Origin of the sequence: Streptomyces roseolus, from assembly GCF_014649855.1 — a bacterium.
Lineage (GTDB): Bacteria > Actinomycetota > Actinomycetes > Streptomycetales > Streptomycetaceae > Streptomyces > Streptomyces roseolus.
Genome location: NZ_BMTV01000020.1, coordinates 114,878 through 141,192, shown reverse-complemented (window position 1 = coordinate 141,192; position 26,315 = coordinate 114,878). Strand labels below are relative to the sequence as shown.

Genomic DNA, 26,315 nt, shown 5'->3' with positions numbered 1-26,315 from the left:
CACACGGGACGGTGACTTGACAGGGAGTCAGTGCGAATCAGCACAGTGTCACCGCCAGTTGGGACGTGACACCGGCACCTGCCAGCGCTGTCGCGGTCGCCCGGGGCACGGACAGGACGATCAGCGCCCCGCCGTCCGGTCGAGTCTCGCCCGGGCGTGGGACTTCCGCCACCCGGGCGGCCCGCGCCACCACCCGTACCGCGCTGTCGTCGTTGCCCAGGGGGGAGTTGACGCCGGGGGCGGCGATGACGTCCACGCGGTCGCCGGCGCGCAGGAGCCGTACGGCCTCCGCGTCGGCGATCCGGACCGGCGCGGACACGAGCCGGACCGGGGCGGGCGTGGGTGCGCGGGCCGCGGGTGCGGAGGGGGTCCGTGCCCCGGGGCCGTAGCGGCCGGGTGGTTCGGGCCGGGCGGTGGCGGCGGTCAGCGCGAGGGCGGCGGCCGTGAGCAGGAGGAGTGCGCCGGGCGCGCGGCGCAGCCGGGGCCGGAGCCGTCCGCCGCGGATCCGCAGCGGCGGGAAGTCCGGCACCTCGCAGGGAGCGGGGACGGGCCCGGTGGCGCCCGCGCCCGGAGGGGCCACTCCCGAAGGAGTCGTTCCCGAAGGGCTCGTGGCCGTGTCCGTCAGGGGGGCGTTCGTGTGCGTCGTGGTCATGCGGCCACTGTGGCGCCCGTCCCGCGGTCCCGCTCCGGCCTGTGGAGAACCGGATGCCTGTGGACAACTCGCCCACCCCCGCGGGGGTACGCCGCGGCCCCGGTCCCCCTTGTCGGGGGCCGGGGCCGGGCGGCGCTGGTGTGCGGGGTGGCCTCAGGCGGCCGGCGTCGAGCCGGCCGACGTCGAGGTGCTCGCCGACGAGGCCGGCTTGGCGTCCGAGGCGGACGACGACGAGGAGGTGGACGTCGTGGAGGACGTCGAGCTCTTCGTGGCCGGGGAGCTGCTGGACGAGGCACCGCGGCTGTCGTTCCGGTAGAAGCCGGAGCCCTTGAAGACGATGCCGACGGCGGAGAACACCTTCTTGAGGCGGCCGTGGCAGGCGGGGCACTCGGTCAGCGCGTCGTCCGTGAACTTCTGGACCGCCTCAAGGCCCTCGCCGCACTCGGTGCACTGGTACTGGTAGGTCGGCACTAGTCTTCCTCCTGGCACTCACACTCATCGAGTGCTAACGACGATCCATAGTGACGTATTCCGTCGGTTCAGTCCACCGCCACCGGCACGCGGTGACCGATGCCACGTGTCGCGGCCCGTGCCGCGACCCGGCTCGCCTCGCGCGGCTTGAGCCGCGAGCGCAGGGCGAGCAGCGTCACGAAGGCGAGCGCGGTGCCCGCGGCGGGGACGAGGAATCCCGCGCCGGAGCCGTGGGCGTCGGCGAGACGGCCGGCGACCGTGACGGCCAGCGCCTGGCCGAGGGCGACGGCGCCGGTGAGCCAGGTGAAGGCCTCGGTCCGGGCGGAGGCCGGGATCAGGGTCTCGACGATGGTGTAGCCGGTGATCAGGGCCGGGGCGATGCACAGGCCGACGACGAGGCCGAGGGCGCCGAGCAGCAGCACCGAGTGCGCGGTCCACAGCAGGGAGGCGGCGACGGTGAGGCCGGTGTAGCCCAGGATCAGGCGGCGGCGGGGGCCGGTCTTCCAGGCGACAGCGCCCATGGCGATGCCGGCGAGCATGTTTCCGGCGGCGAAGACGCCGTAGAGGAGGCCGTTGGCGCCGGGGTTGCCGATCTCCTCGCTGAAGGCGGTGAGCGAGACCTGCATGCCGCCGAAGACGGCGCCGATGCCGAGGAAGGCGACGATCAGGACGCGGACGCCGGGGACGGAGAGCGCGGAGCGGTGCGGCTCGGCGTCCCCCCGGCCCGCGGCGGCGAGCGCGCCGAAGGCCGGCTGGGTGGCGCGCTGGGCGGCGAAGAAGAGGCCGCCGACCAGGGTGAGGGCGGCTTCGGTGATCAGGCCGGCGGCCGGGTGGACGCCGGTGCACAGGGCGGTGGCGAGGACCGGGCCGACGACGAAGGTGAACTCGTCGGTGACGGACTCGAAGGCCGCGGCGGTCGGCATCAGCGGGGTGCCGTCGAGCTTGGCCGCCCAGCGGGCCCGGACCATGGGGCCGACCTGCGGGACGGAGGCGCCGGCGGGCACGGCGGCGAGGAACAGCGCCCACAGCGGGGCGCCGGCCAGCGCGAGCGCGACGAGCAGCGAGACGGCCGCGGAGTGGACGAGGACGCCGGGGACGAGGACGGCCCGCTGGCCGAACCGGTCGGCGAGCTTGCCGCTCTGCGGGGCGAAGAGCGCCATGGAGACACCGGTGACGGCGGCGACGGCGCCGGCGCTGCCGTAGGAACCGGTGGTGTGCTGGACGAGCAGGACGATGCCGATGGTCAGCATCGCGAACGGCTGCCGGGCGGCGAAGCCGGGGATCAGGAAGGAGAGCGCACCGGGGGTGCGGAGCAGCTGCCCGTAGCCGGGCCGCTTCTCGGAGACGACCGTGGACGCCACGGTCCTGGCCTTTCTGCCGCCTGGTAGCGCGCCGGGGCACGGTGGTGCCGGTCTCGCCGAGAGCTGTCCTCTTGCGCGGAACTGCGGTAGATACCGGGAGGGCCCCACTGCGGGAGGGGGCGCCGGCCGCCATACGGTCGCGCCAGCTCTGCGTCAGGCAGAGTTGGTTCGATCAAGTGTGCCTTCATGGTACAGGGAGGAGTGCTCTCCCGCCTGTGATTCCACTGGGAAGAACACACCTGACCCCGAAATAATGCCGGCGATTAACGTTCTGTCCGCTTGTTCTTCCCCGTCACCGACGCCGGGCGGTGGAAGCGGGTCGCGGTCGTGGTGACCGTCTCGCGTCCGTCTCCGGTGCCGAGCCAGCCGGCGAGCTTGCCGCCCTGGCCGACCGCGCGCAGCCGCCGCTCGGTGGCGTCGCGCACCGGGTCGGTGGCGACGACGAGCAGCTCGTCGCCCTTGCGCAGCACGGTCGCCGGGCCCGGTACGAAGCTGGCGTCGTCCCGTACGACGAGGGTGACGGCGGCACCGGCCGGGAGCCGCAGCTCGGCGACCTCGACGCCGTGCATCCGGGAGCCGGGCGGGATGGCGACGGAGAGCAGGTGGCCGCGGAGCCGCTCCAGCGGGGCGGACTCGACGCCGAGGTCGGCGGCGCCGGCGGAGTCGCCGAGCTTCAGCGCCTTGGCGAGGTAGGGCAGGGTCGGGCCCTGGACGAGGGTGTAGACGACGACCAGGACGAAGACGATGTTGAAGATCCGTTCGCTGCCCTCGATCTGCCCCACCATCGGGATGGTGGCGAGGATGATGGGGACGGCTCCGCGCAGGCCGGCCCAGGACATGAGGGCCTGCTCCTGCCAGGGGATGCGGAAGGGCAGCAGGCTGACCAGGACCTCCATGGGCCGGGCGACCATGGTGAGGACGAGCCCGATGACGACGGCCGGCCAGAAGTCGTTGACGAGCTCGTGCGGGGTGACGAGCAGGCCGAGCAGCACGAACATGCCGATCTGGGCGATCCAGCCGAGTCCCTCGGCGAAGCCGCGGTTGGCGGGGGCGTGCGGCAGCTTGGCGTTGCCGAGGACCATCGAGGCCAGGTAGACGGCGAGGAAGCCGGAGCCGTGGGCGAGCGCGCCGGCCGCGTAGGCGGTGACGGCGATGGCCATGACGGCGATCGGGTAGAGGCCGGAGGCGGGCAGGGCGATGTGCCGGAGCCCGTACGCCCCGAGGAAGCCGACGGCGAGGCCGACGGCGGCGCCGATGGCGAGCTCCAGGGCGATCTCGCCGACGAGGACGTACCAGTGGTCGACGGGTCCGGCGGTGGAGAAGGCGACGACGAGGATGACGACGGGGGCGTCGTTGAAGCCGGACTCGGCCTCCAGGACGCCGGTGACCCGGGCGGGCAGCGGCACCTTCCGCAGGACGGAGAAGACGGCGGCGGCGTCGGTGGAGGAGACGACGGCGCCGATGATCAGCGCCTGGCGCCAGTCCAGGCCGACGAGGTAGTGGGCGCCGGCGGCGGTGATGCCGACGGAGACGGCGACGCCGAGGGTGGAGAGGACGACGGCGGCCGGCAGGGCCGGCCTGATCTCCTTCCACTTCGTGCCGAGACCGCCCTCGGCGAGGATGACGACGAGGGCCGCGTAGCCGATGACCTGGGTGAGTTCGGCGTTGTCGAAGGCGACGTTGCCGATGCCGTCCTGGCCGATGGCGACGCCGATGCCGAGGTACAGCAGAAGGCTGGGGAGCCCGCTCCGGGACGAGATCCGCACGGCGGCGACCGCGATCAGCAGCACCAGTGAGCTGATCAGCAGGAGTTCGTTGAGCTCGTGGACAGTCAGTGCGCCGTTCCTTCCCCTCGTCGCGCCGGATCGTTCCTCCAGCGGGCGGTACTTCGTTACCTTACCTAATCTTTAACGTTTTCTTGACGCCTCCTTCGCGGCCGGTGCTTCCCCGATGCGGTCATCAGTGCGGTTCCTCCCTGACACCGAGTCCAGGGCGCCCGGGCGCTGCGCCTAAGGTTGCTCCCGTACTCCAGGACCACCCTGCCCCTCGAAGGACAGCGATGCCCTCCAACACGACCGCGCCCCCCGCCAAGAAGAAAGGCAGGCGCGCCCGCCTGATCGTCCTGCTCCTGGTCCTTGCGCTGGTCGGGGCCGTCGCCTTCGGCGGCTGGTGGGGAGTCGGCACCGTCCGCGCCTCGTTCCCGCAGACCACCGGCGAGGTCAGGATCGACTCCCTGTCCGGCGACGTCGAGGTCAAACGGGACGCCCTCGGCATCCCGCAGATCTACGCGGACAACGAGACCGACCTCTTCCGCGCGCAGGGCTACGTCCAGGCGCAGGACCGCTTCTACGAGATGGACGTCCGCCGGCACCTCACCGCCGGCCGCCTCTCCGAGATGTTCGGCGAGGGCCAGGTCGAGACCGACGCCTTCCTGCGCACCCTCGGCTGGCGCCAGGTCGCGCAGCAGGAGTACGACAAGGTCCTGGCGCCGGAGACGAAGAAGTACCTCCAGGCCTACGCGGAGGGCGTCAACGCCTACCTGAAGGACCGCGAGCCGAAGGACGTCTCCGTCGAGTACGCGGCCCTCTCCTTCACCAACGACTACACCATCGAGCCGTGGACCCCGGTCGACTCGGTCGCCTGGCTCAAGGCCATGGCCTGGGACCTGCGCGGCAACATGCAGGACGAGATCGACCGCTCGCTGCTCACCAGCCGGCTGACCCCGGCCCAGATCAAGCAGCTGTACCCGGAGTACCCGTACGAGCTCCACCAGCCGATCGTCGACCGCGGCGCGGTCGACCCGGTGACGAAGAAGTTCGACCCGAAGGCCGGCAAGGACGAGGAGTCCGAGGACGGCACGGGGACGGGGACGGGCTCCGGCGGCGCGAGCCCCCAGCTCGCCGCCCTCTCCGGCCTCTCCGAGGTCCTCGACTCCGTCCCGGCCCTCCTCGGCCCCAACGGCAACGGCATCGGCTCCAACTCCTGGGTCGTCTCCGGGAACCTCACCACCTCCGGCAAGCCGCTGCTCGCCAACGACCCGCACCTCGCGCCGATGCTGCCGTCCCTCTGGTACCAGATGGGCCTGCACTGCCGCTCGGTCTCCGCGACCTGCCGCTACGACGTCGCCGGCTACACCTTCTCCGGCATGCCCGGCGTGATAATCGGCCACAACGACACCATCGCCTGGGGCCTCACCAACCTCGGCGCCGACGTCACCGACCTCTACCTGGAGAAGGTCAGCCCCGAGGGCTACCTCGTCGACGGCAAGGTCAAGCCGTTCGACACCCGCGAGGAGGTCATCAAGGTCGCCGGCGGCCGCGACCGGCCCATCACCATCCGCTCCACCGAGCACGGCCCGCTGGTCTCCGACCGCTCCGCCGAGCTGGAGAAGGTCGGGCAGACCGCCCCCGTCGGCAACTCCGCCCCCGACCGCTCCACCGGCTACGGCGTCTCCCTCCAGTGGACCGCCCTGACGCCCGGCAAGTCCATGGACGCCATCTTCGCGATCAACCGCGCCAAGGACTTCAAGCAGTTCCGGGCCGCCGCGAAGAACTTCGAGGTCCCCTCGCAGAACCTCGTCTACGCCGACACCAAGGGCAACATCGGCTACCAGTCCCCGGGCAAGATCCCGCGCCGCGCCACCGGCGACGGCACCCTGCCCGCCCCCGGCTGGGACTCCCGCTACCGCTGGAAGGGCTACATCCCCTTCGAGCAGCTGCCGTACGAGTACAACCCCGAGCGCGGCTACATCGTCACCGCCAACCAGGCCGTGATCTCCCCGGAGCAGTACCCCGACCTGCTCACCGAGGACTGGGGCTACGGCTCCCGCAGCCAGCGGATCAACGACCTCATCGAGTCGAAGACCAAGGACGGCGGCAAGATCTCGCCGGACGACATGCGGACCATGCAGACCGACAACCGCAGCGAGATCGCCACCCTGCTCAACCCGCTGCTGCTGAAGGTCGACATCTCCGACCCCCACGTCCGCGAGGCGCAGAAGCTCCTCGAAGGCTGGGACTACACCCAGGAGCCCGACTCGGCCGCCGCCGCGTACTTCAACGCGGTCTGGCGCAACGTCCTCAAGCTCTCCTTCGGCGACAAGCTGCCCAAGGAGGTGCGCGCCGAGGGCGACTGCATCAACGTGCGCCCGGTCGACGCCACCGGCCCGGTCGACGAGCAGAACAAGCTGGTCCGCGAGTGCGGCGAGCGCGACGCCGACTCCGCGCAGCCGGACGGCGGCGACCGCTGGTACGAGGTGGTCCGCCCGCTCCTGGGGCAGGAGAAGAGCGAGTGGTGGAAGACCCCCGCCACCCGCACCGACCCGGCCACCGAGACCCGCGACCAGCTGCTCGCCCGCGCCATGAAGGACGCCCGCTGGGAGCTGACCGCCAAGCTCGGCAAGGACGTCTCCACCTGGAGCTGGGGCCGGCTGCACCAGCTGACCCTGAAGAACCAGACCCTCGGCACCGCCGGGCCCGGCGCGGTGCAGCGGCTGCTCAACCGCGGCCCGTGGAACCTCGGCGGCGGCGAGGCGGCCGTCGACGCCACCGGCTGGAACGCGGCCGGCGGCTACGAGGTCATCTGGGTGCCGTCGATGCGGATGGTCGTCAACGTCGGCGACTGGGACAGGTCCCGGTGGATCAACCTGACCGGTGCCTCCGGCCACGCCTTCCACGACAACTACACCGACCAGACGGACGCCTGGGCCGACGGCGAGCTGTACGACTGGGCCTACGGCAAGGCGGCGGTCGACGCGGCGGCGAAGGACACGCTGACGCTCAAGCCGTGATCAGGAACGGCCGAAACGGGTCGCCCCCTCCGGGGTGACCACCGCGTGCACGGGGTGGTCGTGCGGTTCCTCCGGGACCCGCGCGACCACCTCGTCCGCGTAGAGGAGCACCACCAGGGCCGGGTCCTTCCCGGCCCGCGCGAGCCGGGCGAGGACCCGGTCGTACGAGCCACCGCCCCGGCCGAGGCGCATGCCGCGCGCGTCCACCGCGAGCCCCGGCAGCAGCACCGCGTCCGCCGTGCACACGGCGTCCGGGCCGAGCCGCGGACCGGTCGGCTCCAGGAGGCCGCGGCCGGCCTTCGCGAGCGCCCCGGGCCCCTCGTACACCGCCCAGTCCAGGTCGTTGTCGGGCAGCAGGACCGGCAGCAGGACCCGCACCCCGCGCGCGTGGAGCGCGTCGAGCAGGGCGCGGGTGCCGGGCTCGCGGCCCACGGAGACGTACGCGGCGACGGTGGCGGCGCCGGCCAGCTCGGGCAGGTCGACGCCGTGCCCGGCCAGCGCCCCGGCGGTCCGCGCGAGGGCCTCGGGGGAGAGGGCGGCGCGTGCGTCGAGCAGCCGACGGCGCAGCAGGGCCTTTTCGGACAACTCGGGATGGTCATTCTGCACAGCGGCCCCTCGGAAATCTCTGGTAACAGGCTTTATCGGGAGAAAGTTAATCGGAAGCACATCTTTCTCTCATTCCCCAGCAGCTATGGTGCCTGCATGAATCAGTCGTTCCCGCGGCTCGGCCGGATCAGCAAGGCTGTCATCCCGGCGGCCGGCCTCGGCACCCGCTTCCTGCCGGCGACCAAGGCGACCCCCAAGGAGATGCTCCCGGTCGTCGACAAGCCGGCGATCCAGTACGTCGTCGAGGAGGCCGTCGCCGCCGGACTCTCCGACGTGCTCATGATCACCGGCCGGAACAAGCGTCCGCTGGAGGACCACTTCGACCGGAACTACGAGCTGGAGGAGGCGCTGAGCCGCAAGGGCGACGACGAGCGGCTCTCCAAGGTGCGGGAGTCCAACGACCTCGCCACCATGCACTACGTGCGCCAGGGCGCCCCCCGCGGCCTCGGCCACGCGGTGCTGTGCGCGGCCCCGCACGTCGGCGACCAGCCCTTCGCGGTCCTCCTCGGCGACGACCTGATCGACCCGCGCGACCCGCTGCTCGCGCGGATGGTGGACGTCCAGGAGCGGCACGGCGGCAGCGTCATCGCGCTGATGGAGGTCGAGCCCTCCCAGATCCACCTGTACGGCTGCGCGGCGGTCGAGGAGACCGTCGACGGCGACGTGGTGCGCGTGACGGACCTGGTGGAGAAGCCGGACCGGGCCGAGGCGCCCAGCAACTACGCGATCATCGGCCGCTACGTCCTCGACCCGGCGATCTTCGGCACGCTGCGGGAGACCGAGCCCGGCCGGGGCGGCGAGATCCAGCTCACCGACGCCCTGCAGAAGCTGGCGGGCGACGAGAAGCCCGGCGGTCCGGTGCACGGCGTCGTCTTCAAGGGCCGCCGCTACGACACCGGCGACCGCGGCGACTATCTGCGTGCCATTGTCAGACTCGCGTGCGAACGTGAGGATCTGGGACCGGACTTCCGGGACTGGCTCCGGAGATACGTCAACGAGGAGATGTAGGACCTTGAGCAGCGACACGGCACCGTCCCAGGACCCCCGGGGCCACGGTCACGGCCACGGCCACGACCACGCGGTGGGCGACCCCTGCGCGGAACCGGCCCGCGACCTGTGGTCGGTCGACGAGCACCTGGCCGACATCCTGGCGACCGTCCGCCCCCTCGACCCGATCGAGCTCCAGCTGCTCGACGCCCAGGGGTGCGTCCTGGTCGAGGACGTGACGGTGCCGGTCGCCCTGCCGCCGTTCGACAACAGCTCCATGGACGGGTACGCGGTCCGGGTCGCCGACGTCGCGGGCGCGACCGAGGAGCACCCGGCGGTCCTCACCGTCATCGGCGACGTCGCCGCGGGCGCGGACGGCCTGCCGGAGGTCGGCCCCGGGCAGGCCGCCCGGATCATGACCGGCGCCCCGCTGCCGCCCGGCGCCGAGGCCGTCGTCCCCGTCGAGTGGACCGACGGCGGCGCGGGCGAGGGTGCGGCGACCGGCATGCGGGCCGCGAGCGGAGCCCCCGAGGGCGCCGCCGGCGAGGTGCGGGTGCACCGCGCGGCGGAGGCCGGCGCCCACGTCCGCCGGGCCGGCAGCGACGTGCGGGCCGGAGAGCTCGCCCTCGCGGCCGGCACGGTCCTCGGGCCGCCGCAGCTCGGCCTGCTCGCCGCGATCGGCCGCGGCACGGTCACCGTCCGCCCCCGCCCGCGCGTGGTGGTCCTCTCCACGGGCAGCGAACTCGTCCAGCCCGGCGAGGAGCTGGGCCCCGGCCGGATCCACGACTCCAACAGCTTCGCGCTCGCCGCCGCCGCCCGCGACGCCGGCGCGCTCGCCTACCGGGTCGGCGCGGTCGCCGACGAGGCCGAGTCGCTCCGCGCCGCCATCGAGGACCAGCTCATCCGGGCCGACCTCGTCGTCACCACCGGTGGCGTCAGCGTCGGCGCCTACGACGTGGTGAAGGAGGCGCTGACCGCCGACGGCCGGGTCGACTTCCGCAAGCTCGCCATGCAGCCCGGCAAGCCGCAGGGCTTCGGCACGGTCGGCGACGAGCAGATCCCGCTCCTCGCCCTGCCGGGCAACCCGGTCTCCTCGTACGTCTCCTTCGAGCTCTTCGTCCGGCCCGCCATCCGCGCCCTGATGGGCCTGGAGGACCTGCACCGCCCGGTCGTCCGCGCGACCCTGAAGGCCGACGCGCCGCTGTCCTCGCCGTCCGGCCGCCGCCAGTACCTCCGGGGGACGTACGACCCCGAGTCCGGCACCGTCACCCCCGTGGGCGGCGCCGGCTCGCACCTGATCGCCGCCCTCGCCCACGCGGACTGCCTGCTCGTCGTCCCGGAGGACCGCGACACGGCCGCCCCCGGCGACGAGCTGGACGTGGTCCTCCTCGGCTGAGGGGGGCGGCGCGGGGGTACGGTGTGTCGTCCCACACAGCGACCGGGAGTGTCACGGCGATGAGCACGCAGCAAGGCCTCACCCACATCGACGAGGCGGGCGCCGCCCGCATGGTCGACGTATCGGCGAAGGACGTCACGTCCCGCACGGCGCGCGCCAGCGGACGGGTGCTCGTCTCGCCGCGCGTGATCGAGCTGCTGCGCGGCGAGGGCGTGCCGAAGGGCGACGCGCTGGCCACCGCCCGGATCGCCGGGATCATGGGCGCCAAGAAGACCCCGGACCTCATCCCGCTCTGCCACCCGCTGGCCGTGTCCGGGGTGACGCTCGACCTCACGGTCGCGGACGACGCCGTGGAGATCCTGGCGACGGTGAGGACCACCGACCGCACGGGGGTCGAGATGGAGGCGCTGACCGCCGTCTCGGTGGCCGCGCTGACCGTGGTGGACATGATCAAGGCGGTGGACAAGGGCGCGGTCATCTCCGACGTGCGGGTGGAGGAGAAGACCGGCGGCAAGTCCGGGCACTGGACCCGGGACGACGCGTGACGCGCGGCGGCCGGGTCGCGGGCGCCCACGACCACGAACACGGGGGCGGCCACGGGCCCGCGGCCGGCGGCGGTGCCCTGGTCACGCCGTACGCGGCGCTCGTCGTCACCGCCTCCAACCGCGCCTCCGCCGGGGTCTACGAGGACAAGGGCGGCCCGCTGATCGCCGAGGGCCTGCGCGCGATGGGCTTCGCCGTCGACGGGCCGCGGGTCGTCCCGGACGGGGCGCCCGTCGAGGCCGCCCTCCGCGCCGGGATCGCGGCCGGGTACGACGTGATCCTCACGACCGGCGGCACCGGCATCTCGCCGACCGACGAGACCCCCGAGGTCACCGCCCGGGTCCTGGAGCGGCACGTCCCCGGCATCCCGGAGGCGATCCGGGCGTACGGCCGGGAGAAGGTGCCGACGGCGGCGCTCTCCCGCGGTCTCGCCGGGGTCGCGGGCTCCACGCTGATCGTCAACCTGCCGGGATCGACCGGCGGGGTGCGGGACGGGCTCGCCGTCCTGGAGCCGCTGCTGCGGCACGCCGTGGACCAGATCCGCGGCGGCGACCACCCGAGACCGGCGGAAGCGGGCCCGGCGTCATGACCCCGGCCTGGCCGGCGGTCCTCGTCGACGGAGACGTGGTGCTCCGCCCGATAAGGATGCGCGACCAGCGGGAGTGGCGGGAGGTGAACCACCGCAACCGCGAGTGGCTGCGCCCCTGGGAGGCGACGGTGCCGCCGCCCGCGCCCGGCATGCCGCCCGCGCGGCGCCCCACGTACCGTCAGATGGTGCGCCACCTGCGGTCGGAGGCGCACGCGGGGCGGATGCTGCCGTTCGTCATCGAGTACCGGGGCCGGATGGCCGGGCAGCTGACGGTCGCCGGGATCACCTGGGGCTCGATGTGCTCCGGGCACGTGGGCTACTGGGTGGACAGCGAGGTCGCCGGGCGCGGGGTGATGCCGACGGCGGTCGCGCTCGCCACCGACCACTGCTTCCGCACGGTCGGTCTGCACCGGATGGAGGTCTGCATCCGGCCGGAGAACGGCCCTTCGCGGCGCGTGGTGGAGAAACTCGGCTTCCGGGAGGAGGGGTTGCGGCCGCGCTACCTCCACATCGACGGCGCCTGGCGGGACCACCTGGTCTTCGCGCTGACGGCGGAGGAGATCCCGGAGGGGCTGCTGGCCCGCTGGCACCGCACGCGGCGCAGGGACGCCGTCTAGTCTCCGTGAACACGGCTATTCACATAACTGTTCGAATTTCAGCGGCATATGAACAGCGATCGATCTGAACAATCACAAAAAAGTTCAGTGATATCAGCCAGATCGTGCGACACACCGGGCCAATTGGCCGATGCCCCGTCGCGAACCCCTCTACCGTGTGAGGCGTGAGCAGCAGCGGCCTCATCTACGCAGTCATCGTCGGGGCCTGGGCCGCCTACCTGGTGCCGATGTGGCTCCGCAGGCAGGACGAGCTGAACGAGGCCCGTCCGACGGAACGCTTCAGCACCGCCATCCGGCTCCTGTCCGGACGGGCGGGCATGGAGCGCCGGTACGCCAAGGAGCTCCGCGAGCGGGACCGTACGGCCCTGGAGGCGGCGACCGACGCGGACCCGGACGCGGCGACCGAGCACCTGAGCTCCGTCGACGTCCGGGCCTTCGCCGCGCCTCCGGCCAGGACCGAGGCGCGCCTCGAACTCCCCGAGCCCGCCCCGCAGCCCGAGGCCGCGCCCGCCCCGGCGGCCCGCAGCGCCGCCGAGCGCGCCCGCCGCGGCAAGGCCCTGGCGCGGCGCCGGCGCACCACCATCGTGCTGTTCTCCGCCTTCACCCTCGGGGCCGTCGTCGCCGCCGTCGGCGGCGTCGCCTTCCTCTGGGCGCCCGGCGTCCCCGCCGTGCTGCTCAGCGCCTACATCGTCCACCTGCGCGGACAGGAGCGCCGCCGCTTCGTGTACGTGATGGACCGGCGCCGCGCCGAGGCCGCCGCCGTCCGGCTCCGCGAGACCCGCCGGGCCGCCGCGTCGGCGCCCGAGCCCGAGCCGTCGCCCGCGCCGACGGTCTCCCCGCAGGAGGCCGACCGGCGCGCCCTGGTCGAGCAGACCGACCACGCCGAGTGGGTGGACCAGCAGCGCGAGCGCGGCCCGGCCCGCGGCGACAGCTGGGACCCGGTGCCGGTGCCGCTGCCCACGTACGTCACCGCGCCGGTCGCCCCGCGCGCCTCCAACGGCGTGGACGTCACCGACCCGGAGACCTGGAGCGCCGCCCGCTCCTCCACGGCCGCCGAGCAGCCCCCGGCCGCCTCCCCGGCGCCGCGCCGCCGCCAGGCCCCGCCGCGCCGCGGCCGGGACCACGGCCGCACCCCGCTCTTCGACCAGTACGCCGACCGCGCGGACGACGAGCGCCCCCGTGCCGCCAACGAATGACGGAGGCCCCGCGCGGGGCCTCATCTGACCTGCGGCGTAAGCGATTTTTCTTCTCGGCGACCGGGATGCTAATGTTTCACACGTCGCAGGGGCCTGTGGCGCAGTCCGGTAGCGCACCTCGTTCGCATCGAGGGGGTCAGGGGTTCGAATCCCCTCAGGTCCACCAGCGGAAGACGAAGATCCCGTCCGATCGAAAGATCGGGCGGGATCTTCGTCGTTCGTCCGTGTCCCGGTCGGAGTGCGGAGGGCGACGGGCCCGGCAAGGGAGTGCCGAGCCCGTCGCGGAGTCGTCCCGGGCGGCGGGGGACGGGCCGTCAGGCCAGCGGCTTCACGAAGCAGAGGCTGCTGTCGTGGTCGCGGTAGTGGCCGAACTTGGCGGGGCTGGGGGCGTAGCCGCTGGAGGTGTAGAGGGCGATGGCCTCGGGCTGCTCGGTGCCGGTCTCCAGGACCATGCGGGTGCGGCCGGCGGCGCGGGCGTCGTCCTCCAGGAGGGCCAGGATGCGGCGGGCCAGGCCCAGGCCGCGGGCCTCGGGTATGACGTACATGCGCTTCAGCTCGGCGTCGCCGTCCGCGTACCCCTCCTCGTTCTCCTCCTGGCCGCGCCAGGCACCGCTGGCGACCGGGCGGCCCTCGGGGTCGTACGCGAGGAGGTAGAGGCCCCGCGGCGGGGCGAACATCGAGGCGTCGAGCGGTGTGGCGTCGCCCTCGTCGTCGCCGTAGCGGACGACGTACTCGGCCAGCACTTCGTCCTGCAGTTTCACGGAATCGGGGTGGTCGTAGGGGGTGGGCTCGATGCGCATGGCGACGATCGTACGTGTATGCGAGAGGCGGGTGTCGGTATTCTCCCGGGATGTTCACTGTCACCAGCGCGAACGTCAACGGTCTCCGCGCCGCCGCCAAGAAGGGCTTCGTCGAGTGGCTGGCGGAGACCCCCGCCGACGCCGTCCTGCTCCAGGAGGTGCGCGCCGAGGAGGCGCAGCTGCCCGAGGAGGTCCGGAGCCCCGAGGGGTGGTTCACCGCCCACGCCCCCGCCGCCGCCAAGGGCCGCGCCGGCGTCTCGCTCTACCTGCGGCGCGAGCCCGACGCCGTCCGCGTCGGCTTCGGGTCGTCCGAGTTCGACGGCTCCGGCCGCTACATCGAGGCGGACCTGCCCGGTGTCACCGTCGCCAGCCTCTACCTGCCCTCCGGCGAGGCCGAGACGGAGAAGCAGGACGAGAAGTACCGCTTCATGGACGCGTTCCTGCCCTACCTCAAGGAGCTGCGGGTCCGCGCCGCCGCCGACGGCCGCGAGGTCGTGGTCTGCGGCGACTGGAACATCGCCCACCGCGAGGCCGACCTCAAGAACTGGAAGGCCAACCGCAAGAGCGCCGGCTTCCTCCCCGAGGAGCGCGCGTGGCTCTCCCGGGTCCTGGAGGAGGCCGACGGCGGGTACGTGGACGTGGTGCGGGCCCTCCACCCGGAGCAGGAGGGGCCGTACTCCTGGTGGTCCTACCGGGGCCGCGCCTTCGACAACGACACGGGCTGGCGGATCGACTACCAGATGGCCACGCCGGGCCTGGCGGCGAAGGCCGTGAAGGCGTTCGTGGAGCGGGCCGCGACCCACGGGGAGCGGTGGAGCGACCACGCGCCCGTCACGGCGGTGTACGACCTGTAGGCCCGCCGTCAGGTCCCCGGGGCGCGCAGGCGGCGGTCGAGGGCCAGGGAGAGCTCGGCGTCCACGACGGCCTTGGCCAGCGGGCGGAGGCGCTGCACGTCGGCGTCCTTCACATGGGGGCCGAGGGCTTCGGTGAAGAGCTCGGCGAGGGCCTCGGCGTGCTCGCGGACGCGCGCGCCGGCCCTCAGGACCTCGGCGAGGGGGACGCCCTCGCGGACCAGGGCCGCGGAGACGTCGAGCAGACGGCGGCTGATGTGGACGATCTCCTCGCCGTCGGTCGCCAGGTAGCCGAGGTCCAGGGCGGCCGCGAGGTTCTCCGGGGTGACCTCGCCGTCGAAGTGGTCGGCGAGCTCCTCGGGGGTCAGGCGGACCGGTTCCTCCTCGGTGGGGGAGCCGAGTTCGAGGACCTCGCCGACGTCCCGGCCGGATTCGAAGGCCGTGGTGAGGTCGGCGATGCCGGTGAGGGTGTGGCCGCGCTCGAGGAGGGCGGCGATGGTGCGCAGGCGGGCCAGGTGGCGGTCGTCGTACCAGGCGATGCGGCCCTCGCGGCGGGGCGGCGGGATCAGGCCGCGCTCGCGGTAGAAGCGGAGCGTGCGGACGGTGATGCCGGCCGCCTCGGCCAGCTCCGTCATCCGGTACTCGTGGGGTGGGTTCCCTGATCGATCTGCCACACCGGCCAGCCTATGTTGTACCGCCGGTAACTTTCCCTCGCCCGACCCCTACCGCTCGGTATGGAGCTGCTCTACAGTCCGACTGTGCCAGTGATTGCTGGCGGAATCTTGGCCGGGCGCACGGGAGGCGGCATGGCGAAGCACGAGCACGTTCGGGTGGCGGTGATCGGATCGGGGTTCGGTGGGCTCGGGGCCGCCGTCCGGCTGCGCCGCGAGGGGATCACCGACTTCGTCGTCCTGGAACGGGCCGACTCCGTGGGCGGCACCTGGCGCGACAACAGCTACCCCGGGTGCGCCTGCGACGTGCCCTCCCACCTCTACTCGTTCTCCTTCGCGCCCAACCCCGACTGGCCCCGGACCTTCTCCGGCCAGCGCCACATCCGGGCCTACCTGGAGCACGTCACCGACACCTTCGGGCTCCGGCCGCACCTGCGCCTGAACCACGAGGTCACGAAGATGGCCTGGAACGAGGACGAACTCCGCTGGGACATCGAGACCGGCCGCGGCAGCTTCTCCGCCGACGTCGTCGTCTCCGCCACCGGCCCGCTCTCCGACCCGAAGATCCCCGACATCCCGGGGCTCGACGGCTTCACCGGCAAGGTCTTCCACTCGGCCCGCTGGGACCACGACTACGACCTCCGGGGCAAGCGGGTCGCCATGGTCGGCACCGGCGCCTCCGCCATCCAGATCGTGCCCTCGATCCAGCCCGAGGTCGCCCGGCTCACCCTCTTCCAGCGCACGCCCCCGTGGGTCATGCCCCGCATGGACCGCGCCATCAGCGGCCCCGAGCGCTGGCTGCACCGCAAGCTGCCCGCCACGGCCACCCTGCGCCGCGGCATCCTGTGGGGCATCCGGGAACTCCAGGTCGGCGCCTTCACCAAGCACCCCGGCGAGCTGGGCCTGGTCGAGAAGCTCGCCAAGGCGAACATCGCCCGGGCGGTCAAGGACCCGGCGCTGCGGGCCAGGCTCACGCCCTCGTACCGCATCGGCTGCAAGCGGATCCTGCTCTCCAACACCTACTACCCGGCCCTCGCCCAGCCCAACGTCGACGTCGTCGCCGGCGGCCTGAAGGAGGTCCGCGGCAACGTCGTCGTCGGCTCCGACGGCACCGAGACCGAGGTCGACGCGATCATCTTCGGCACCGGCTTCCACGTCACCGACATGCCGATCGCCCCGCGCGTCATCGGCGCCGACGGCCGCTCGCTCGCCGAGGTCTGGAAGGACGGCATGGAGGCGCTGCGCGGCGCCACCGCCGCCGGCTTCCCCAACTGGATGACGATCATCGGGCCCAACACCGGCCTCGGGAACTCCTCCATGATCCTCATGATCGAGTCCCAGCTGAACTACATGGCCGACTACCTCCGCCAGCTGGACGTGCTCGGCGGCCGGGCCGCCCTCGCGGTCCGCCCCTCCGCCGTCAACGCCTGGAACCGCAAGGTCCAGAACCGCATGGAGCGGACCGTCTGGAAGGCCGGCGGCTGTGACAGCTGGTACCTCGACGCCAACGGCCGCAACACCACCCTCTGGCCCGGCACCACCGGCGAGTTCCGCCGCGAGACCCGGCAGGTCGACCTCTCCGAGTACGAGGTCCTCCGCGCCCCGAAGCCCCTGAAGGCCGCCGAGCCGCCGAAGGCCGCCGGGACCGTCGACGCCGCCGCCCGCGCCGCCCGCAAGAAGGAGGCCGCCTCGTGAACGCCCGCACCCTGACCGTCCGTTCCGCCGACGGCGCCGAGCTGCACGCCGAGGTGTACGGCCCCGAGGGCGCGCCCGCCGTCGTCCTCGCCCACGGCTGGACCTGCTCCACCGTCTTCTGGGCCGAGCAGATACGGGACCTGGCGGTCGACCACCGGGTCGTCGCCTACGACCAGCGCGGCCACGGCCGTTCGCCCGTCCCCGCCGACGGCGGCTACTCGACCACCGCGCTCGCCGACGACCTGGAGGCGGTGCTCGCCGCCACCCTCGGGCCCGGCGAGCGGGCCGTGCTCGCCGGCCACTCCATGGGCGGCATGACGATCATGGCCGCGGCCGGCCGGCCCGGTTTCGTCCAGCACGCCGCCGCCGTCCTGCTCTGCTCCACCGGCCCGTCCCGGCTCACCGCCGAGGCCACCGTCGTGCCGCTCGGGCCCGGCGGCCTGCGGACCCGGCTCACCGGCGCCGTCCTCGGCTCGAAGGCGCCGCTCGGACCCGTCAACGGCCTCTCGAAGAGGATCCTCAAGTACGCCACCATGGGCCCCGGTTCGGCGCCCGCGCGGGTCGACGCCTGCGCCCGGATCGTGCACGCCTGCCCGCGCCCGTCCCGCTACGGCTGGTCGCAGGTGCTCGCCCACCTCGACCTGGAGGCGGGCCTGCGCGACCTGCGGGTCCCGACCGCCGTCCTCGTCGGCACCGCCGACCGGCTCACCCCGCCCGCCCACTCCCGGGCCATGGCCGAGGCGCTGCCGCACTGCACCGGACTCACCGAACTGGCCGGCATGGGCCACATGACGCCGGTCGAGGCCCCGGAGGCCGTCACCGCGCAGATCCGCGAACTGACGCTCACCTACCTCGGTGCGCGTCCGACCGGCAAGGAGGCAGGGGTATGAGCAGGATCAGCCTGGAAGGGCAGGTCGCGGTCGTCACCGGCGGCGCCCGCGGCGTGGGCGAACTCCTCGCCCGCAAGCTCTCCGCGCGCGGCGCGAAGATCGCCCTCGTCGGCCTGGAGCCCGAGCTCCTCAAGGAGGTCGCCGGACGGCTGCACACCGAGGCCGACTGGTGGGAGGCGGACGTCACCGACCACGAGGCGATGGCCCGGGTCGCCGCCGAGGTCAAGGAGCGCTTCGGGAAGGTCGACGTCGTCGTCGCCAACGCCGGCGTCGCGGCCGGCGGCCCGTTCGTCGACTCCGACCCGGTCGCCTGGCGGCGGGTCATCGAGGTCAACCTCATCGGCGGGGCGGTCACCGGCCGCGCCTTCCTGCCGGTCCTCATGGAGTCCCGGGGGTACTTCCTCCAGATCGCCTCGCTCGCCGCGATCACCCCGGCCCCGATGATGACCGCCTACTGCGCCTCCAAGTCCGGCGTCGAGGCCTTCGCGCACAGCCTGCGCGCCGAGGTCGCCTACAAGGGCGTGAAGGTCGGCGTCGGCTACCTCTCCTGGACCGACACCGACATGGTGCGCGGCGCGGACCAGGACGACGTGATGAAGGAGCTGCGGCAGCGGCTGCCGTGGCCCTCGAACCGCACGTACCCGCTCGGCCCGGCCGTCGACCGGATCGTCGAGGGCATCGAGCGCCGCTCGGCCCACGTGTACGCGCAGTGGTGGCTGCGCGGGATGCAGTCCGTCCGCGGCTACCTGCCCGGCCTCATCGCCACCGTCGGCAAGCGGGAGGTGGCCCGCTTCGGGCCCCGCCTGGCCACGGTCTCCAAGGGCCTGGTGGGCGCGGGCGGCGCGGCCGACGAGCAGGCCCGTACGGGGAGGCCGTGAGGCCGCCGCACACGGACCGTGACTGATCGAAATGCGTGGAATGTCCGCTCGTGCAAGGCTGGTCGAGGCCCCGGGGCGCACCGCCCCGGCCCCCTCACACCCTTACTAGGAGTGAACCTTCATGGGCATCAAGGACCAGTTCCAGGACAAGGCGCAGGAGCTCCAGGACCGCGCGAAGAAGGCCATGGGCAACCCCAAGGACGAGGCCTCCGAGCGCGCCCGGCAGGAGCGCGAGGGCACGCCGGACGCCAAGGAGCGTGCCGAGCGGGAGCTGCGCGAGCGCACCGGCCGCGACGAGGCCTGACGCCCGTCCTGTGACGGAAGGCGCACCCGGGACGCCGGGTGCGCCTTCCGCGCGTGTGCCCGGGACGCCGGGTGCCCCTTCCGGGCGTGTGCCCGGGACGCCGGTCGCCCCTTCCGGGCGTGCGGCCGGGACCGGTCGTCGTGTGGCCGGAACCGTTCAACTCGCGGGCGTCCGCGCGTGGATCTTCGTACGCTCCCCTCATGTCCGTCGTACTCGAACGTCTCCGTCCCGACCACGCGCCCGCCCTGCTCGCCTTCGAGCGGGAGAACCGCGCCTACTTCGCCGCCAGCGTGCCCGACCGGGGGGACGCGTACTTCGCCGACTTCGCCGCCCGCCACGAGGCCCTCCTCGACGAGCAGGAGGAGGGCACCATCCGCTTCCACGTCCTCGTGGAGGAGGACGGGCGGATCGTCGGCCGGGTCAACCTCATCGACCTCGCCGACGGCGCGGCCGAACTCGGCTACCGGATCGCGGAGTCGGCCGCCGGCCGGGGCCTCGCCACCCGGGGCGTGCGGGAGGTGTGCCGGCTCGCCGTGGAGGAGTACGGGCTGCGCCGGCTGTACGCGAAGGCGTCGCCGGAGCACGCCGCGTCCCGGGCGGTGCTCGCCCGGGTCGGTTTCGGCGCGGTCGGCAGGGAGACGCTGAAGACCGGGGAGTCCGCGATCGCCTACGAGCTGGACCTCGGCGGCAGCTTCGGGCGGGAGCGGTCCGGCACGGACTCGTAGCCGGGCGGGCCGGCCGCCGGCTCGGACTCCAGCAGGGCGAGGGCCCGGTGGACGGCGTCGTCGAGCTGGGCGTGCCGGCCCTCGGCCCAGTCGAGCGGGGTGCGCAGGACGGCCAGGTCGGGTTCGACGCCGTGGTTCTCCACGGACCAGCCCCACTCGGTGAACCAGGCGGCGTTCATGGGGACGGTGATCCAGGTGCCGTCGCCGAGCTTGTGGCGGCCGGTCATGCCGACGACCCCGCCCCAGGTGCGCTGGCCGACCACGGGGCCGAGTCCGAGGAGCTTGAAGGCGGCGGTGATCATGTCGCCGTCGGAGGAGGTGGCCTCGTCGGCGAGGGCGACGACCGGGCCGCGCGGGGCGTTGGAGGCGTAGCTGACGGGCTGGGCGTTGCGGGTGAGGTCCCAGCCGATGATCTTCCGGGTGAGGGTCTCGACGACGAGTTCGCTGATGTGGCCGCCGGCGTTGCCGCGCACGTCGACGATGAGGGCGGGCCGCGAGACCTCCATCCGCAGGTCGCGGTTGAACTGCGCCCAGCCGGAGCCGCCCATGTCGGGGATGTGGAGATAGCCGCACCGCCCGCCGCTCAGCTCGCGGACGACGGCCCGGCGTTTGGCGACCCAGTCCTGGTAGCGCAGCGGGCGTTCGTCGATCAGCGGGACGACGGCGACGCGGCGGGAGCGGCCCTCGCCGCCGGCGGGGGCGAAGGTGAGCTCGACGGTGGTGCCGCCGGTGCCGGCGAGCAGCGGGTAGGGGCCGCGGACGGGGTCGACGGGCCGGCCGTCGACGTGGGTGAGGGCGTCGCCCTCCCGGATGCCGGTGCCGGCGAGCGGGGAGCGGGCCTTGGAGTCGGAGGACTCGCCGGGCAGGATCCGCTTGACGACCCAGTCGCCGTCGCGGGGCACGAGGTTGGCGCCGAGGAGGCCCTGGGGGCGCTGGTAGTGCGGCGGTCCCTCGTTGCGGCGGGCCGGGGTGACGTAGGCGTGGGAGGTGCCGAGTTCGCCCATGACCTCGCGGAGCAGGTCGGCGAACTCGTCGGGGGAGGCGACCCGTTCGAGCAGCGGCCGGTACTGGTCGAGGATCGCCGTCCAGTCGACGCCGCCCATGCCGGGCTCCCAGAAGTAGGCGCGGACGATCCGTCCGGCCTCGTCGTAGGCCTGGCGCCACTCGGCGCCGGGGTCGACCTGGTGGAGGATGCGGCGCAGGTCGAGGTAGACGGTGGAGTCGCCGTCGCCGGGCTCGGTGGCGGGGACGGCCCGCAGTTCGCCCTCGTCGAAGACGACGAGCCGGCTGCCGTCGCCGCTGACGGCGAACCAGTCGAGGTCGCGGGCGAGTTCGGTGCGGCGTGCCTTGGTGACGGAGAAGTGCTCCAGGGTGGGGCGCCCCGAGGTGTCGGCCGGGTTGGCGAAGGTCTCGCCGAGGGCGCCGGAGATGGGCCAGCGCAGCCAGACGAGGCCGCCGCCGGTGACGGGGGCGAGGGCCGAGTACTTGGAGGCGGCGACGGGGAAGGGGGTGACCCGGTCGGGCAGGCCCTCGATCTCCACGGTGACCGTGCCGTCGCCGCTGTCGGCGCCGTCGTCGGCCGGGTCGAGTCCGCCGGCCGCCGGGCGGCCGTCGGGCAGCAGCGCGAAGGGGGAGGGGGTCGCGGAGGAGAGCGGCACCAGGTAGGGGCGGCAGCCGAGCGGGAAGGACAGGTCGCCGGTGTGGACGTCGTACACCGGGTCGAAGCCGCGCCAGGAGAGGAAGGCGAGGTAGCGGCCGTCGCTGGTGAAGACCGGGTTCTCGTCCTCGAAGCGGCCGTTGGTGACGTCGATGACCGTGCGCGGGCCGGGCCCCGAGATGCGGACGAGCTTGATGGAGCGCAGGGAGCGGCCGATGCCGGGGTGGGACCAGGTGAGCCAGGCGCCGTCGGGGGAGAAGGCGAGGTCGCGGACGGGGCCGTTGACGGAGCGGATGAGCTCGGTGACCTCTCCGTCGGACTCCTCGGTCGCGTCCACGAGGAGGAGGCGGCCGTCGTTCGAGGCGATGGCGAGCCGTTCGCCGTCGGGGTCGGCGACGAGTTCCTCGACGCGGCCGAGCTCCCCGGCGGCGAGCCGGCGCGGCGGCCGGTCGCCGCTGGCCCGGGGGAGGTAGGCGATCTCGACGGCGTCCTCGCCCTCGGCGTCGGTGACGTAGGCGATCTGGCCGCCGCTGCCGAGCATCTCGGGGAGCCGGACGCGGACGCCGGGGGTGTCGGTGATGGCCCGGGCGGGCCCGTCCCGGTGCGTGAGCCAGTACAGGCTGCCGCGCACCCCGACGGCGCTGGCCCGGCCGGTCTCGTCGACGGAGAGCGCGTCGACGTGCTGGGCGGCGGGCACCTGGTGGGGGCGGCGGCCGGCCCGCTGCCCGCCGAGCCGCACCTCCAGGCGGCGCGGTTCGGCGCCGGCGCTCAGGTCGTCGGCGATCCACAGCTGTCCGGCGCACTGGTAGACGACCCGGTGCCCGTCGGAGGAGGCGTGCCGGGCGTAGAAGTCGGCGTGGTCGGTGTGGCGGCGCAGGTCGGTGCCGTCGGGGCGGCAGGAGTACAGGTTGCCGACGCCCTCGTGGTCGGAGAGGAAGGCGATCCGGTACCCCGTCTCGCCGGGCGGGGCGGCGACGAACATCGGGTCGGCGAGGTGGCCGCGGAGGTCCGGCAGGAGGCGCTCGCCGTGGAGCCAGAGGCGGCCCGTGGCGCCGCCCCGGTACCGCTTCCAGGAGGCCGGCTCGTGCGGCGGGGTGCCGGTGAGCAGGAGGGTGCGGCGCTCGCCGTCGACGTCCCGGACGGCGATGTCGGAGACCGGGCCCCAGGGCATCCTGCCGCCGGGCGAGCCGTCGGTGGCGACGGTGTAGGACCAGGAGAAGTACGAGAAGGGCTGGCCGTGCGAGGAGACGGCGAGGATGTCGGAGCGGCCGTCCTTGTCCGGCGGCGACCAGCCGCAGACCCGGGTGTCGGAGGAGCCCCAGTGGGTGAGCTGGCGGGCGTGGCCGCCGTCGACCGGCACGAGGTGGATCTCGGGATCGAGACTGCGCCAGTTCGTGTAGGCGATGTGGCGGCCGTCGGGCGAGAAGCGGGGGTGCCCGGCCCGGGTGCGGTCGACCGTGAGCCGCCAGGCGCGGCCGGGGCTCTGTCCGTCGGGGACGAGCGGGGCGACCCAGAGGTCGTCCTCGGCCGTGAAGCACAGCAGGTCGTCGTGGAGGTGCGGGAAGCGGAGGTAGGCCACGTCGTCACTCACCCGTTCATGCTTTCCGCGCGGAGGGGGCGCGGCAACTCGTACGGGCGTACGGAGGGCGATGTGGCCCAGGCCACGTACGAAACGGTTTCGTTTCGCTGGCGGACGGGGTACCTTCGTATCGTACGCAGAGTACGAAACCGTTTCGTTCGCCCTGCTCGTCCCCGTAGACCGGAGGTCCGCACATGGCCCGCAGCAGACTCACTCCCGAGCGGGAGTCCGAGCTGTACGCGGCCGTGCTCGACCTCCTCCGCGAGGTCGGCTACGACGCCCTCACCATGGACGCCGTCGCCGCCCGCACCCACTCCAGCAAGGCCACCCTCTACCGCCAGTGGGGGAGCAAGCCGGAGCTGGTCGCCACGGCCCTGCGCCACAACAAGCCGTCCGGTTTCGACGCGATCGACACCGGATCCCTGCGCGGTGACTTCCAGGCGCTCCTGGACCTCGCCGACGACTGCCAGATGGAGAAGGACACCGCGCTGATGCGGGGTCTGGCCCATGCCGTCCACACCCACCCGGACCTGCACCAGGCGCTGCGCGAGCTGCTCATCGAACCCGAGCTGAACGGCTTCGCCGAGTTCCTCCGCCGCGCGGTCCGCAGGGGCGAGGTCCCGCCGGACAACCCGGCCCTGGACTTCGTCCCGCACATGCTCATCGGAGCGCTCGTCGCCCGCCCGCTGATCGACGACCAGCCGGTCGACCACGCCTTCCTCGCCCGCTACGTCGACGCCGTCGTGCTCCCCGCCCTCGGCGTCTGACCCGGCAACCACCCGCAAGTCCCCAGCTCCACCTGACTGCGCACCGCTCACGCCGTCGGGCCGGCTCCCCATGCCCTGTCCCGCCCCACAATGGGAGTACGCACCCGTGGCCACCTTCCTGTACAAGCTGGGCCGCGCCGCCTTCCGGCGCCGACGGCTCGTCGCCCTCCTCTGGGTGGCGCTGCTCGCGCTCGCCGGAGTCGGCGCCGCCACCGCGCCCGCCGCGACCTCCAGCTCCTTCTCCATCCCCGGCACCGAGGCCCAGCGCGCCTTCGACCTGCTCGAGGAGCGCTTCCCCGGCGCCGGCGCCGACGGCGCCACCGCCCGGATCGTCTTCAAGGCCCCCGACGGCGGGAAGATGACCGACGCGGCCCCCAAGGCCGTCGTCGAGGAGACCGTCGCCGCGCTGAAGTCCGGCTCGGACCAGATCGTCTCCGTCACCGACCCGTACACGGCCCAGGCCGTCTCCCGGGACGGCTCCACCGCCTACGTCTCCGTCGCCTACGAGGTGAACGCGATGGAGCTGACCGACGAGACCCGCGAGGCCCTGAAGCAGGCCGGTCACGCGGCCCAGGGCAAGGGCCTGACCGTCGAGCTCGGCGGCGACGCCCTCCAGACCATGCCCGAGACCGGCGCCGGCGAGATCGTCGGCGTGGTCGTCGCCGGCATCGTCCTCGTCCTCACCTTCGGCTCGCTCGTCGCGGCCGGACTGCCGCTGCTCACCGCGATCATCGGCGTCGGCATCGGCGTCTCCACGATCACCGCGCTCGCGAGCGTCCTGGACCTCGGCACCACGACCTCCACGCTCGCGATGATGATCGGCCTCGCCGTCGGCATCGACTACGCCCTCTTCATCGTCTCCCGCTACCGCTCCGAGCTCGCCGACGGGCGCGGCAAGGAGGAGGCCGCGGGCCGTGCCACCGGCACCGCCGGCTCGGCCGTCGTCTTCGCCGGGCTCACCGTCGTCATCGCCCTCGTCGGCCTCGCCGTCGTCAACATCCCGATGCTGACGAAGATGGGCTTCGCCGCCGCCGGCACCGTCGTGATCGCCGTCCTGATCGCCCTCACCCTGATCCCGGCGCTGCTCGGCTTCGCCGGCGACAAGGTGATCGGCCGCAAGGAGCGCAAGGGGGCCGCAGCCCCGGAGAAGGACGCGAAGCCGAACGCCGGCACCCGCTGGGCCCGCTTCGTCATCCGCCGCCCGCTCTTCGTGCTCCTCGCCGGCGTCATCGGCCTCGGCGCCATCGCGATCCCGGCCGCCTCCCTGGAGATGGGCCTGCCCGACGACGGCGTGAAGCCGGTCTCCGCGACCGAGCGCCGCGCCTACGACCTGCTCTCCGACGGCTTCGGCCCCGGCTTCAACGGCCCGCTGCTCGTCGTCGTCGACGGCGACAGGGCCACCGCCGACCGGACCGTCTCCACCATCAAGGGCCTCGACGGCATCGCCGCCGTCACCCCGGCCACCCCGAACAAGGCCGGCGACGCCGCCATGATCACGGTGATACCGAAGGACCGCCCGTCCTCCGGCGCCACCGAGACCCTCGTCCACGACATCCGCGACGCCACCGGCGACGAGGTCCTCGTCACCGGCGCCACCGCGATGAACATCGACTTCTCGCAGAAGATGAACGACGCCCTGGTGCCCTACCTGGCCCTCGTCGTCGGCCTCGCCTTCGTCCTGCTGACCGTGGTCTTCCGCTCGGTCCTGGTGCCGCTCAAGGCCGCCCTGGGCTTCCTGCTCTCGGTGGTCGCCGCCCTCGGCGCCGTCGTCGCGGTCTTCCAGTGGGGCTGGCTGGGCAGCCTGTTCGGCGTCGAGCAGACCGGCCCGATCATGTCGATGATGCCGATCTTCATGGTCGGCGTGGTCTTCGGCCTGGCGATGGACTACGAGGTCTTCCTCGTCACCCGGATGCGCGAGGCGTACGTCCACGGCGAGCGGCCCGGCGAGGCGATCGTGACCGGCTTCCGGCACAGCGCCCGGGTGGTCACCGCCGCCGCGGTGATCATGATCGCGGTCTTCTCCGGCTTCATCGGGATGACCGACCAGATGATCAAGATGATCGGCTTCGGCCTCGCCGTCGCCGTCCTCTTCGACGCCTTCGTCGTCCGCATGGCGATCGTCCCGGCCGTCCTGGCGCTCCTCGGCCACAAGGCCTGGTGGCTCCCGAAGTGGCTGGACCGGGCGCTGCCCAACGTGGACGTGGAGGGCGAGGGCCTGGCCGCCCACGACGCCGAGGCCCCGAAGCCCGACCTCGTGAAGGCCTAGCCCCCGAGAACCCCGGGGCCGCCCC

Annotated in this window: 23 protein-coding genes and 1 tRNA gene; 16 read left to right on the top strand and 8 right to left on the bottom strand. The window is 73.2% G+C overall.

Going from position 1 to position 26,315, the window contains the following annotated elements:
* Positions 1-37: 37 nt before the first annotated feature.
* The 4 genes from IE245_RS23500 to IE245_RS23485 form a co-directional block, all read right to left on the bottom strand.
* Positions 38-652: a hypothetical protein gene (locus IE245_RS23500; RefSeq protein WP_229851458.1), complete on the bottom strand. Its 615-nt coding sequence runs from the start codon at positions 650-652 to the stop codon at positions 38-40.
* 153 nt (positions 653-805) lie between these two features.
* On the bottom strand, positions 806-1,123 hold the full coding sequence (locus tag IE245_RS23495; protein ID WP_189950775.1) for an FmdB family zinc ribbon protein: 318 nt from the start codon (positions 1,121-1,123) through the stop codon (positions 806-808).
* Positions 1,124-1,191: 68 nt separating this feature from the next.
* Positions 1,192-2,484: an MFS transporter gene (locus IE245_RS23490; RefSeq protein ID WP_189950772.1), complete on the bottom strand. Its 1,293-nt coding sequence runs from the start codon at positions 2,482-2,484 to the stop codon at positions 1,192-1,194.
* 263 nt (positions 2,485-2,747) lie between these two features.
* Positions 2,748-4,274, bottom strand: coding sequence for a potassium/proton antiporter (locus tag IE245_RS23485; protein WP_229851457.1), 1,527 nt, complete (start codon positions 4,272-4,274; stop codon positions 2,748-2,750).
* A 269-nt stretch (positions 4,275-4,543) separates the two neighbouring features.
* Here IE245_RS23485 and IE245_RS23480 point away from each other — a divergent pair, with 269 nt between their 5' ends.
* On the top strand, positions 4,544-7,273 hold the full coding sequence (locus tag IE245_RS23480; RefSeq protein WP_189950770.1) for a penicillin acylase family protein: 2,730 nt from the start codon (positions 4,544-4,546) through the stop codon (positions 7,271-7,273).
* Here the strand turns inward: IE245_RS23480 and IE245_RS23475 are convergent, their stop codons facing one another.
* Complete coding sequence (locus IE245_RS23475) at positions 7,274-7,858, bottom strand: 5-formyltetrahydrofolate cyclo-ligase (protein WP_189950768.1); 585 nt, start codon at positions 7,856-7,858, stop codon at positions 7,274-7,276.
* A 117-nt stretch (positions 7,859-7,975) separates the two neighbouring features.
* On the opposite strand from IE245_RS23475, the gene galU reads away from it, so the two are divergent.
* The 7 genes from galU (at position 7,976) to IE245_RS23440 (ending at position 13,373) form a co-directional block, all read left to right on the top strand.
* Positions 7,976-8,887 carry a UTP--glucose-1-phosphate uridylyltransferase GalU gene (gene galU, locus IE245_RS23470; RefSeq protein WP_189950766.1) on the top strand — a complete coding sequence of 304 codons (912 nt, stop codon included), beginning with the start codon at positions 7,976-7,978 and terminating at the stop codon, positions 8,885-8,887.
* Positions 8,888-8,960: 73 nt separating this feature from the next.
* Entirely contained in the window at positions 8,961-10,262 is a 1,302-nt protein-coding gene (glp, locus tag IE245_RS23465) for a molybdotransferase-like divisome protein Glp (RefSeq protein WP_229851466.1), read from the top strand.
* Between the two features lie 59 nt (positions 10,263-10,321).
* Positions 10,322-10,807, top strand: a complete 486-nt coding sequence (moaC, locus tag IE245_RS23460; RefSeq protein ID WP_189950761.1) for a cyclic pyranopterin monophosphate synthase MoaC — start codon at positions 10,322-10,324, stop codon at positions 10,805-10,807.
* Positions 10,808-10,884: 77 nt separating this feature from the next.
* Positions 10,885-11,394, top strand: coding sequence for a MogA/MoaB family molybdenum cofactor biosynthesis protein (locus tag IE245_RS23455; protein WP_189950849.1), 510 nt, complete (start codon positions 10,885-10,887; stop codon positions 11,392-11,394).
* Positions 11,391-12,011 (top strand): GNAT family N-acetyltransferase, encoded by a 621-nt coding sequence (locus IE245_RS23450; protein ID WP_189950759.1) that lies wholly within the window; start codon positions 11,391-11,393, stop codon positions 12,009-12,011. The genes IE245_RS23455 and IE245_RS23450 overlap by 4 nt, the downstream gene beginning before the upstream one ends.
* A 164-nt stretch (positions 12,012-12,175) precedes the next feature.
* Complete coding sequence (gene sepX / locus IE245_RS23445; RefSeq protein ID WP_189950757.1) at positions 12,176-13,207, top strand: divisome protein SepX/GlpR; 1,032 nt, start codon at positions 12,176-12,178, stop codon at positions 13,205-13,207.
* Positions 13,208-13,296: 89 nt separating this feature from the next.
* Positions 13,297-13,373 (top strand) — tRNA-Ala (locus IE245_RS23440).
* A 148-nt stretch (positions 13,374-13,521) separates the two neighbouring features.
* On the opposite strand, the gene IE245_RS23435 is transcribed toward IE245_RS23440, so the two are convergent.
* Complete coding sequence (locus tag IE245_RS23435; RefSeq protein ID WP_189950755.1) at positions 13,522-14,007, bottom strand: GNAT family N-acetyltransferase; 486 nt, start codon at positions 14,005-14,007, stop codon at positions 13,522-13,524.
* 50 nt (positions 14,008-14,057) lie between these two features.
* On the opposite strand from IE245_RS23435, the gene IE245_RS23430 reads away from it, so the two are divergent.
* Positions 14,058-14,861 carry an exodeoxyribonuclease III gene (locus IE245_RS23430; protein ID WP_189950754.1) on the top strand — a complete coding sequence of 268 codons (804 nt, stop codon included), beginning with the start codon at positions 14,058-14,060 and terminating at the stop codon, positions 14,859-14,861.
* 8 nt (positions 14,862-14,869) lie between these two features.
* Here IE245_RS23430 and IE245_RS23425 read toward each other — a convergent pair whose 3' ends face one another.
* A complete protein-coding gene (locus IE245_RS23425) occupies positions 14,870-15,493 on the bottom strand; it encodes a MerR family transcriptional regulator (RefSeq protein ID WP_189950846.1) in 624 nt (207 codons plus the stop codon).
* 171 nt (positions 15,494-15,664) lie between these two features.
* On the opposite strand from IE245_RS23425, the gene IE245_RS23420 reads away from it, so the two are divergent.
* The 5 genes from IE245_RS23420 (at position 15,665) to IE245_RS23400 (ending at position 20,021) form a co-directional block, all read left to right on the top strand.
* A complete protein-coding gene (locus IE245_RS23420; protein ID WP_189950751.1) occupies positions 15,665-17,224 on the top strand; it encodes a flavin-containing monooxygenase in 1,560 nt (519 codons plus the stop codon).
* Positions 17,221-18,114 carry an alpha/beta fold hydrolase gene (locus IE245_RS23415; protein ID WP_189950748.1) on the top strand — a complete coding sequence of 298 codons (894 nt, stop codon included), beginning with the start codon at positions 17,221-17,223 and terminating at the stop codon, positions 18,112-18,114. The genes IE245_RS23420 and IE245_RS23415 overlap by 4 nt, the downstream gene beginning before the upstream one ends.
* Positions 18,111-18,992 carry an SDR family oxidoreductase gene (locus IE245_RS23410; RefSeq protein ID WP_189950746.1) on the top strand — a complete coding sequence of 294 codons (882 nt, stop codon included), beginning with the start codon at positions 18,111-18,113 and terminating at the stop codon, positions 18,990-18,992. The genes IE245_RS23415 and IE245_RS23410 overlap by 4 nt, the downstream gene beginning before the upstream one ends.
* 121 nt (positions 18,993-19,113) lie before the next feature.
* Positions 19,114-19,296, top strand: a complete 183-nt coding sequence (locus IE245_RS23405) for a hypothetical protein (RefSeq protein WP_189950743.1) — start codon at positions 19,114-19,116, stop codon at positions 19,294-19,296.
* Between the two features lie 200 nt (positions 19,297-19,496).
* Positions 19,497-20,021 carry a GNAT family N-acetyltransferase gene (locus IE245_RS23400; protein ID WP_189950742.1) on the top strand — a complete coding sequence of 175 codons (525 nt, stop codon included), beginning with the start codon at positions 19,497-19,499 and terminating at the stop codon, positions 20,019-20,021.
* Here IE245_RS23400 and IE245_RS23395 read toward each other — a convergent pair.
* Positions 19,964-23,269: a S41 family peptidase gene (locus IE245_RS23395; RefSeq protein WP_189950740.1), complete on the bottom strand. Its 3,306-nt coding sequence runs from the start codon at positions 23,267-23,269 to the stop codon at positions 19,964-19,966. The two genes, IE245_RS23400 and IE245_RS23395, sit on opposite strands and share 58 nt — an antisense overlap.
* A gap of 182 nt (positions 23,270-23,451) precedes the next feature.
* Here IE245_RS23395 and IE245_RS23390 point away from each other — a divergent pair, with 182 nt between their 5' ends.
* Positions 23,452-24,024: a TetR/AcrR family transcriptional regulator gene (locus tag IE245_RS23390; RefSeq protein WP_189950738.1), complete on the top strand. Its 573-nt coding sequence runs from the start codon at positions 23,452-23,454 to the stop codon at positions 24,022-24,024.
* Positions 24,025-24,130: 106 nt separating this feature from the next.
* Positions 24,131-26,290, top strand: a complete 2,160-nt coding sequence (locus IE245_RS23385) for an MMPL family transporter (RefSeq protein ID WP_189950736.1) — start codon at positions 24,131-24,133, stop codon at positions 26,288-26,290.
* The last annotated feature ends 25 nt before the right edge of the window (positions 26,291-26,315 follow it).

Bases quoted from the DNA above. Each gene is read 5' to 3' on its own strand.
- IE245_RS23500 (WP_229851458.1), bottom strand. From the start codon at position 652: ATGACCACGACGCACACGAACGCCCCCCTGACGGACACGGCCACGAGC.
- IE245_RS23480 (WP_189950770.1), top strand. From the start codon at position 4,544: ATGCCCTCCAACACGACCGCGCCCCCCGCCAAGAAGAAAGGCAGGCGC.
- galU (WP_189950766.1), top strand. From the start codon at position 7,976: ATGAATCAGTCGTTCCCGCGGCTCGGCCGGATCAGCAAGGCTGTCATC.
- moaC (WP_189950761.1), top strand. From the start codon at position 10,322: ATGAGCACGCAGCAAGGCCTCACCCACATCGACGAGGCGGGCGCCGCC.
- IE245_RS23450 (WP_189950759.1), top strand. From the start codon at position 11,391: ATGACCCCGGCCTGGCCGGCGGTCCTCGTCGACGGAGACGTGGTGCTC.
- IE245_RS23435 (WP_189950755.1), bottom strand. From the start codon at position 14,007: ATGCGCATCGAGCCCACCCCCTACGACCACCCCGATTCCGTGAAACTG.
- IE245_RS23430 (WP_189950754.1), top strand. From the start codon at position 14,058: ATGTTCACTGTCACCAGCGCGAACGTCAACGGTCTCCGCGCCGCCGCC.
- IE245_RS23425 (WP_189950846.1), bottom strand. From the start codon at position 15,493: ATGACGGAGCTGGCCGAGGCGGCCGGCATCACCGTCCGCACGCTCCGC.
- IE245_RS23420 (WP_189950751.1), top strand. From the start codon at position 15,665: ATGGCGAAGCACGAGCACGTTCGGGTGGCGGTGATCGGATCGGGGTTC.
- IE245_RS23410 (WP_189950746.1), top strand. From the start codon at position 18,111: ATGAGCAGGATCAGCCTGGAAGGGCAGGTCGCGGTCGTCACCGGCGGC.
- IE245_RS23405 (WP_189950743.1), top strand. From the start codon at position 19,114: ATGGGCATCAAGGACCAGTTCCAGGACAAGGCGCAGGAGCTCCAGGAC.
- IE245_RS23400 (WP_189950742.1), top strand. From the start codon at position 19,497: ATGTCCGTCGTACTCGAACGTCTCCGTCCCGACCACGCGCCCGCCCTG.
- IE245_RS23390 (WP_189950738.1), top strand. From the start codon at position 23,452: ATGGCCCGCAGCAGACTCACTCCCGAGCGGGAGTCCGAGCTGTACGCG.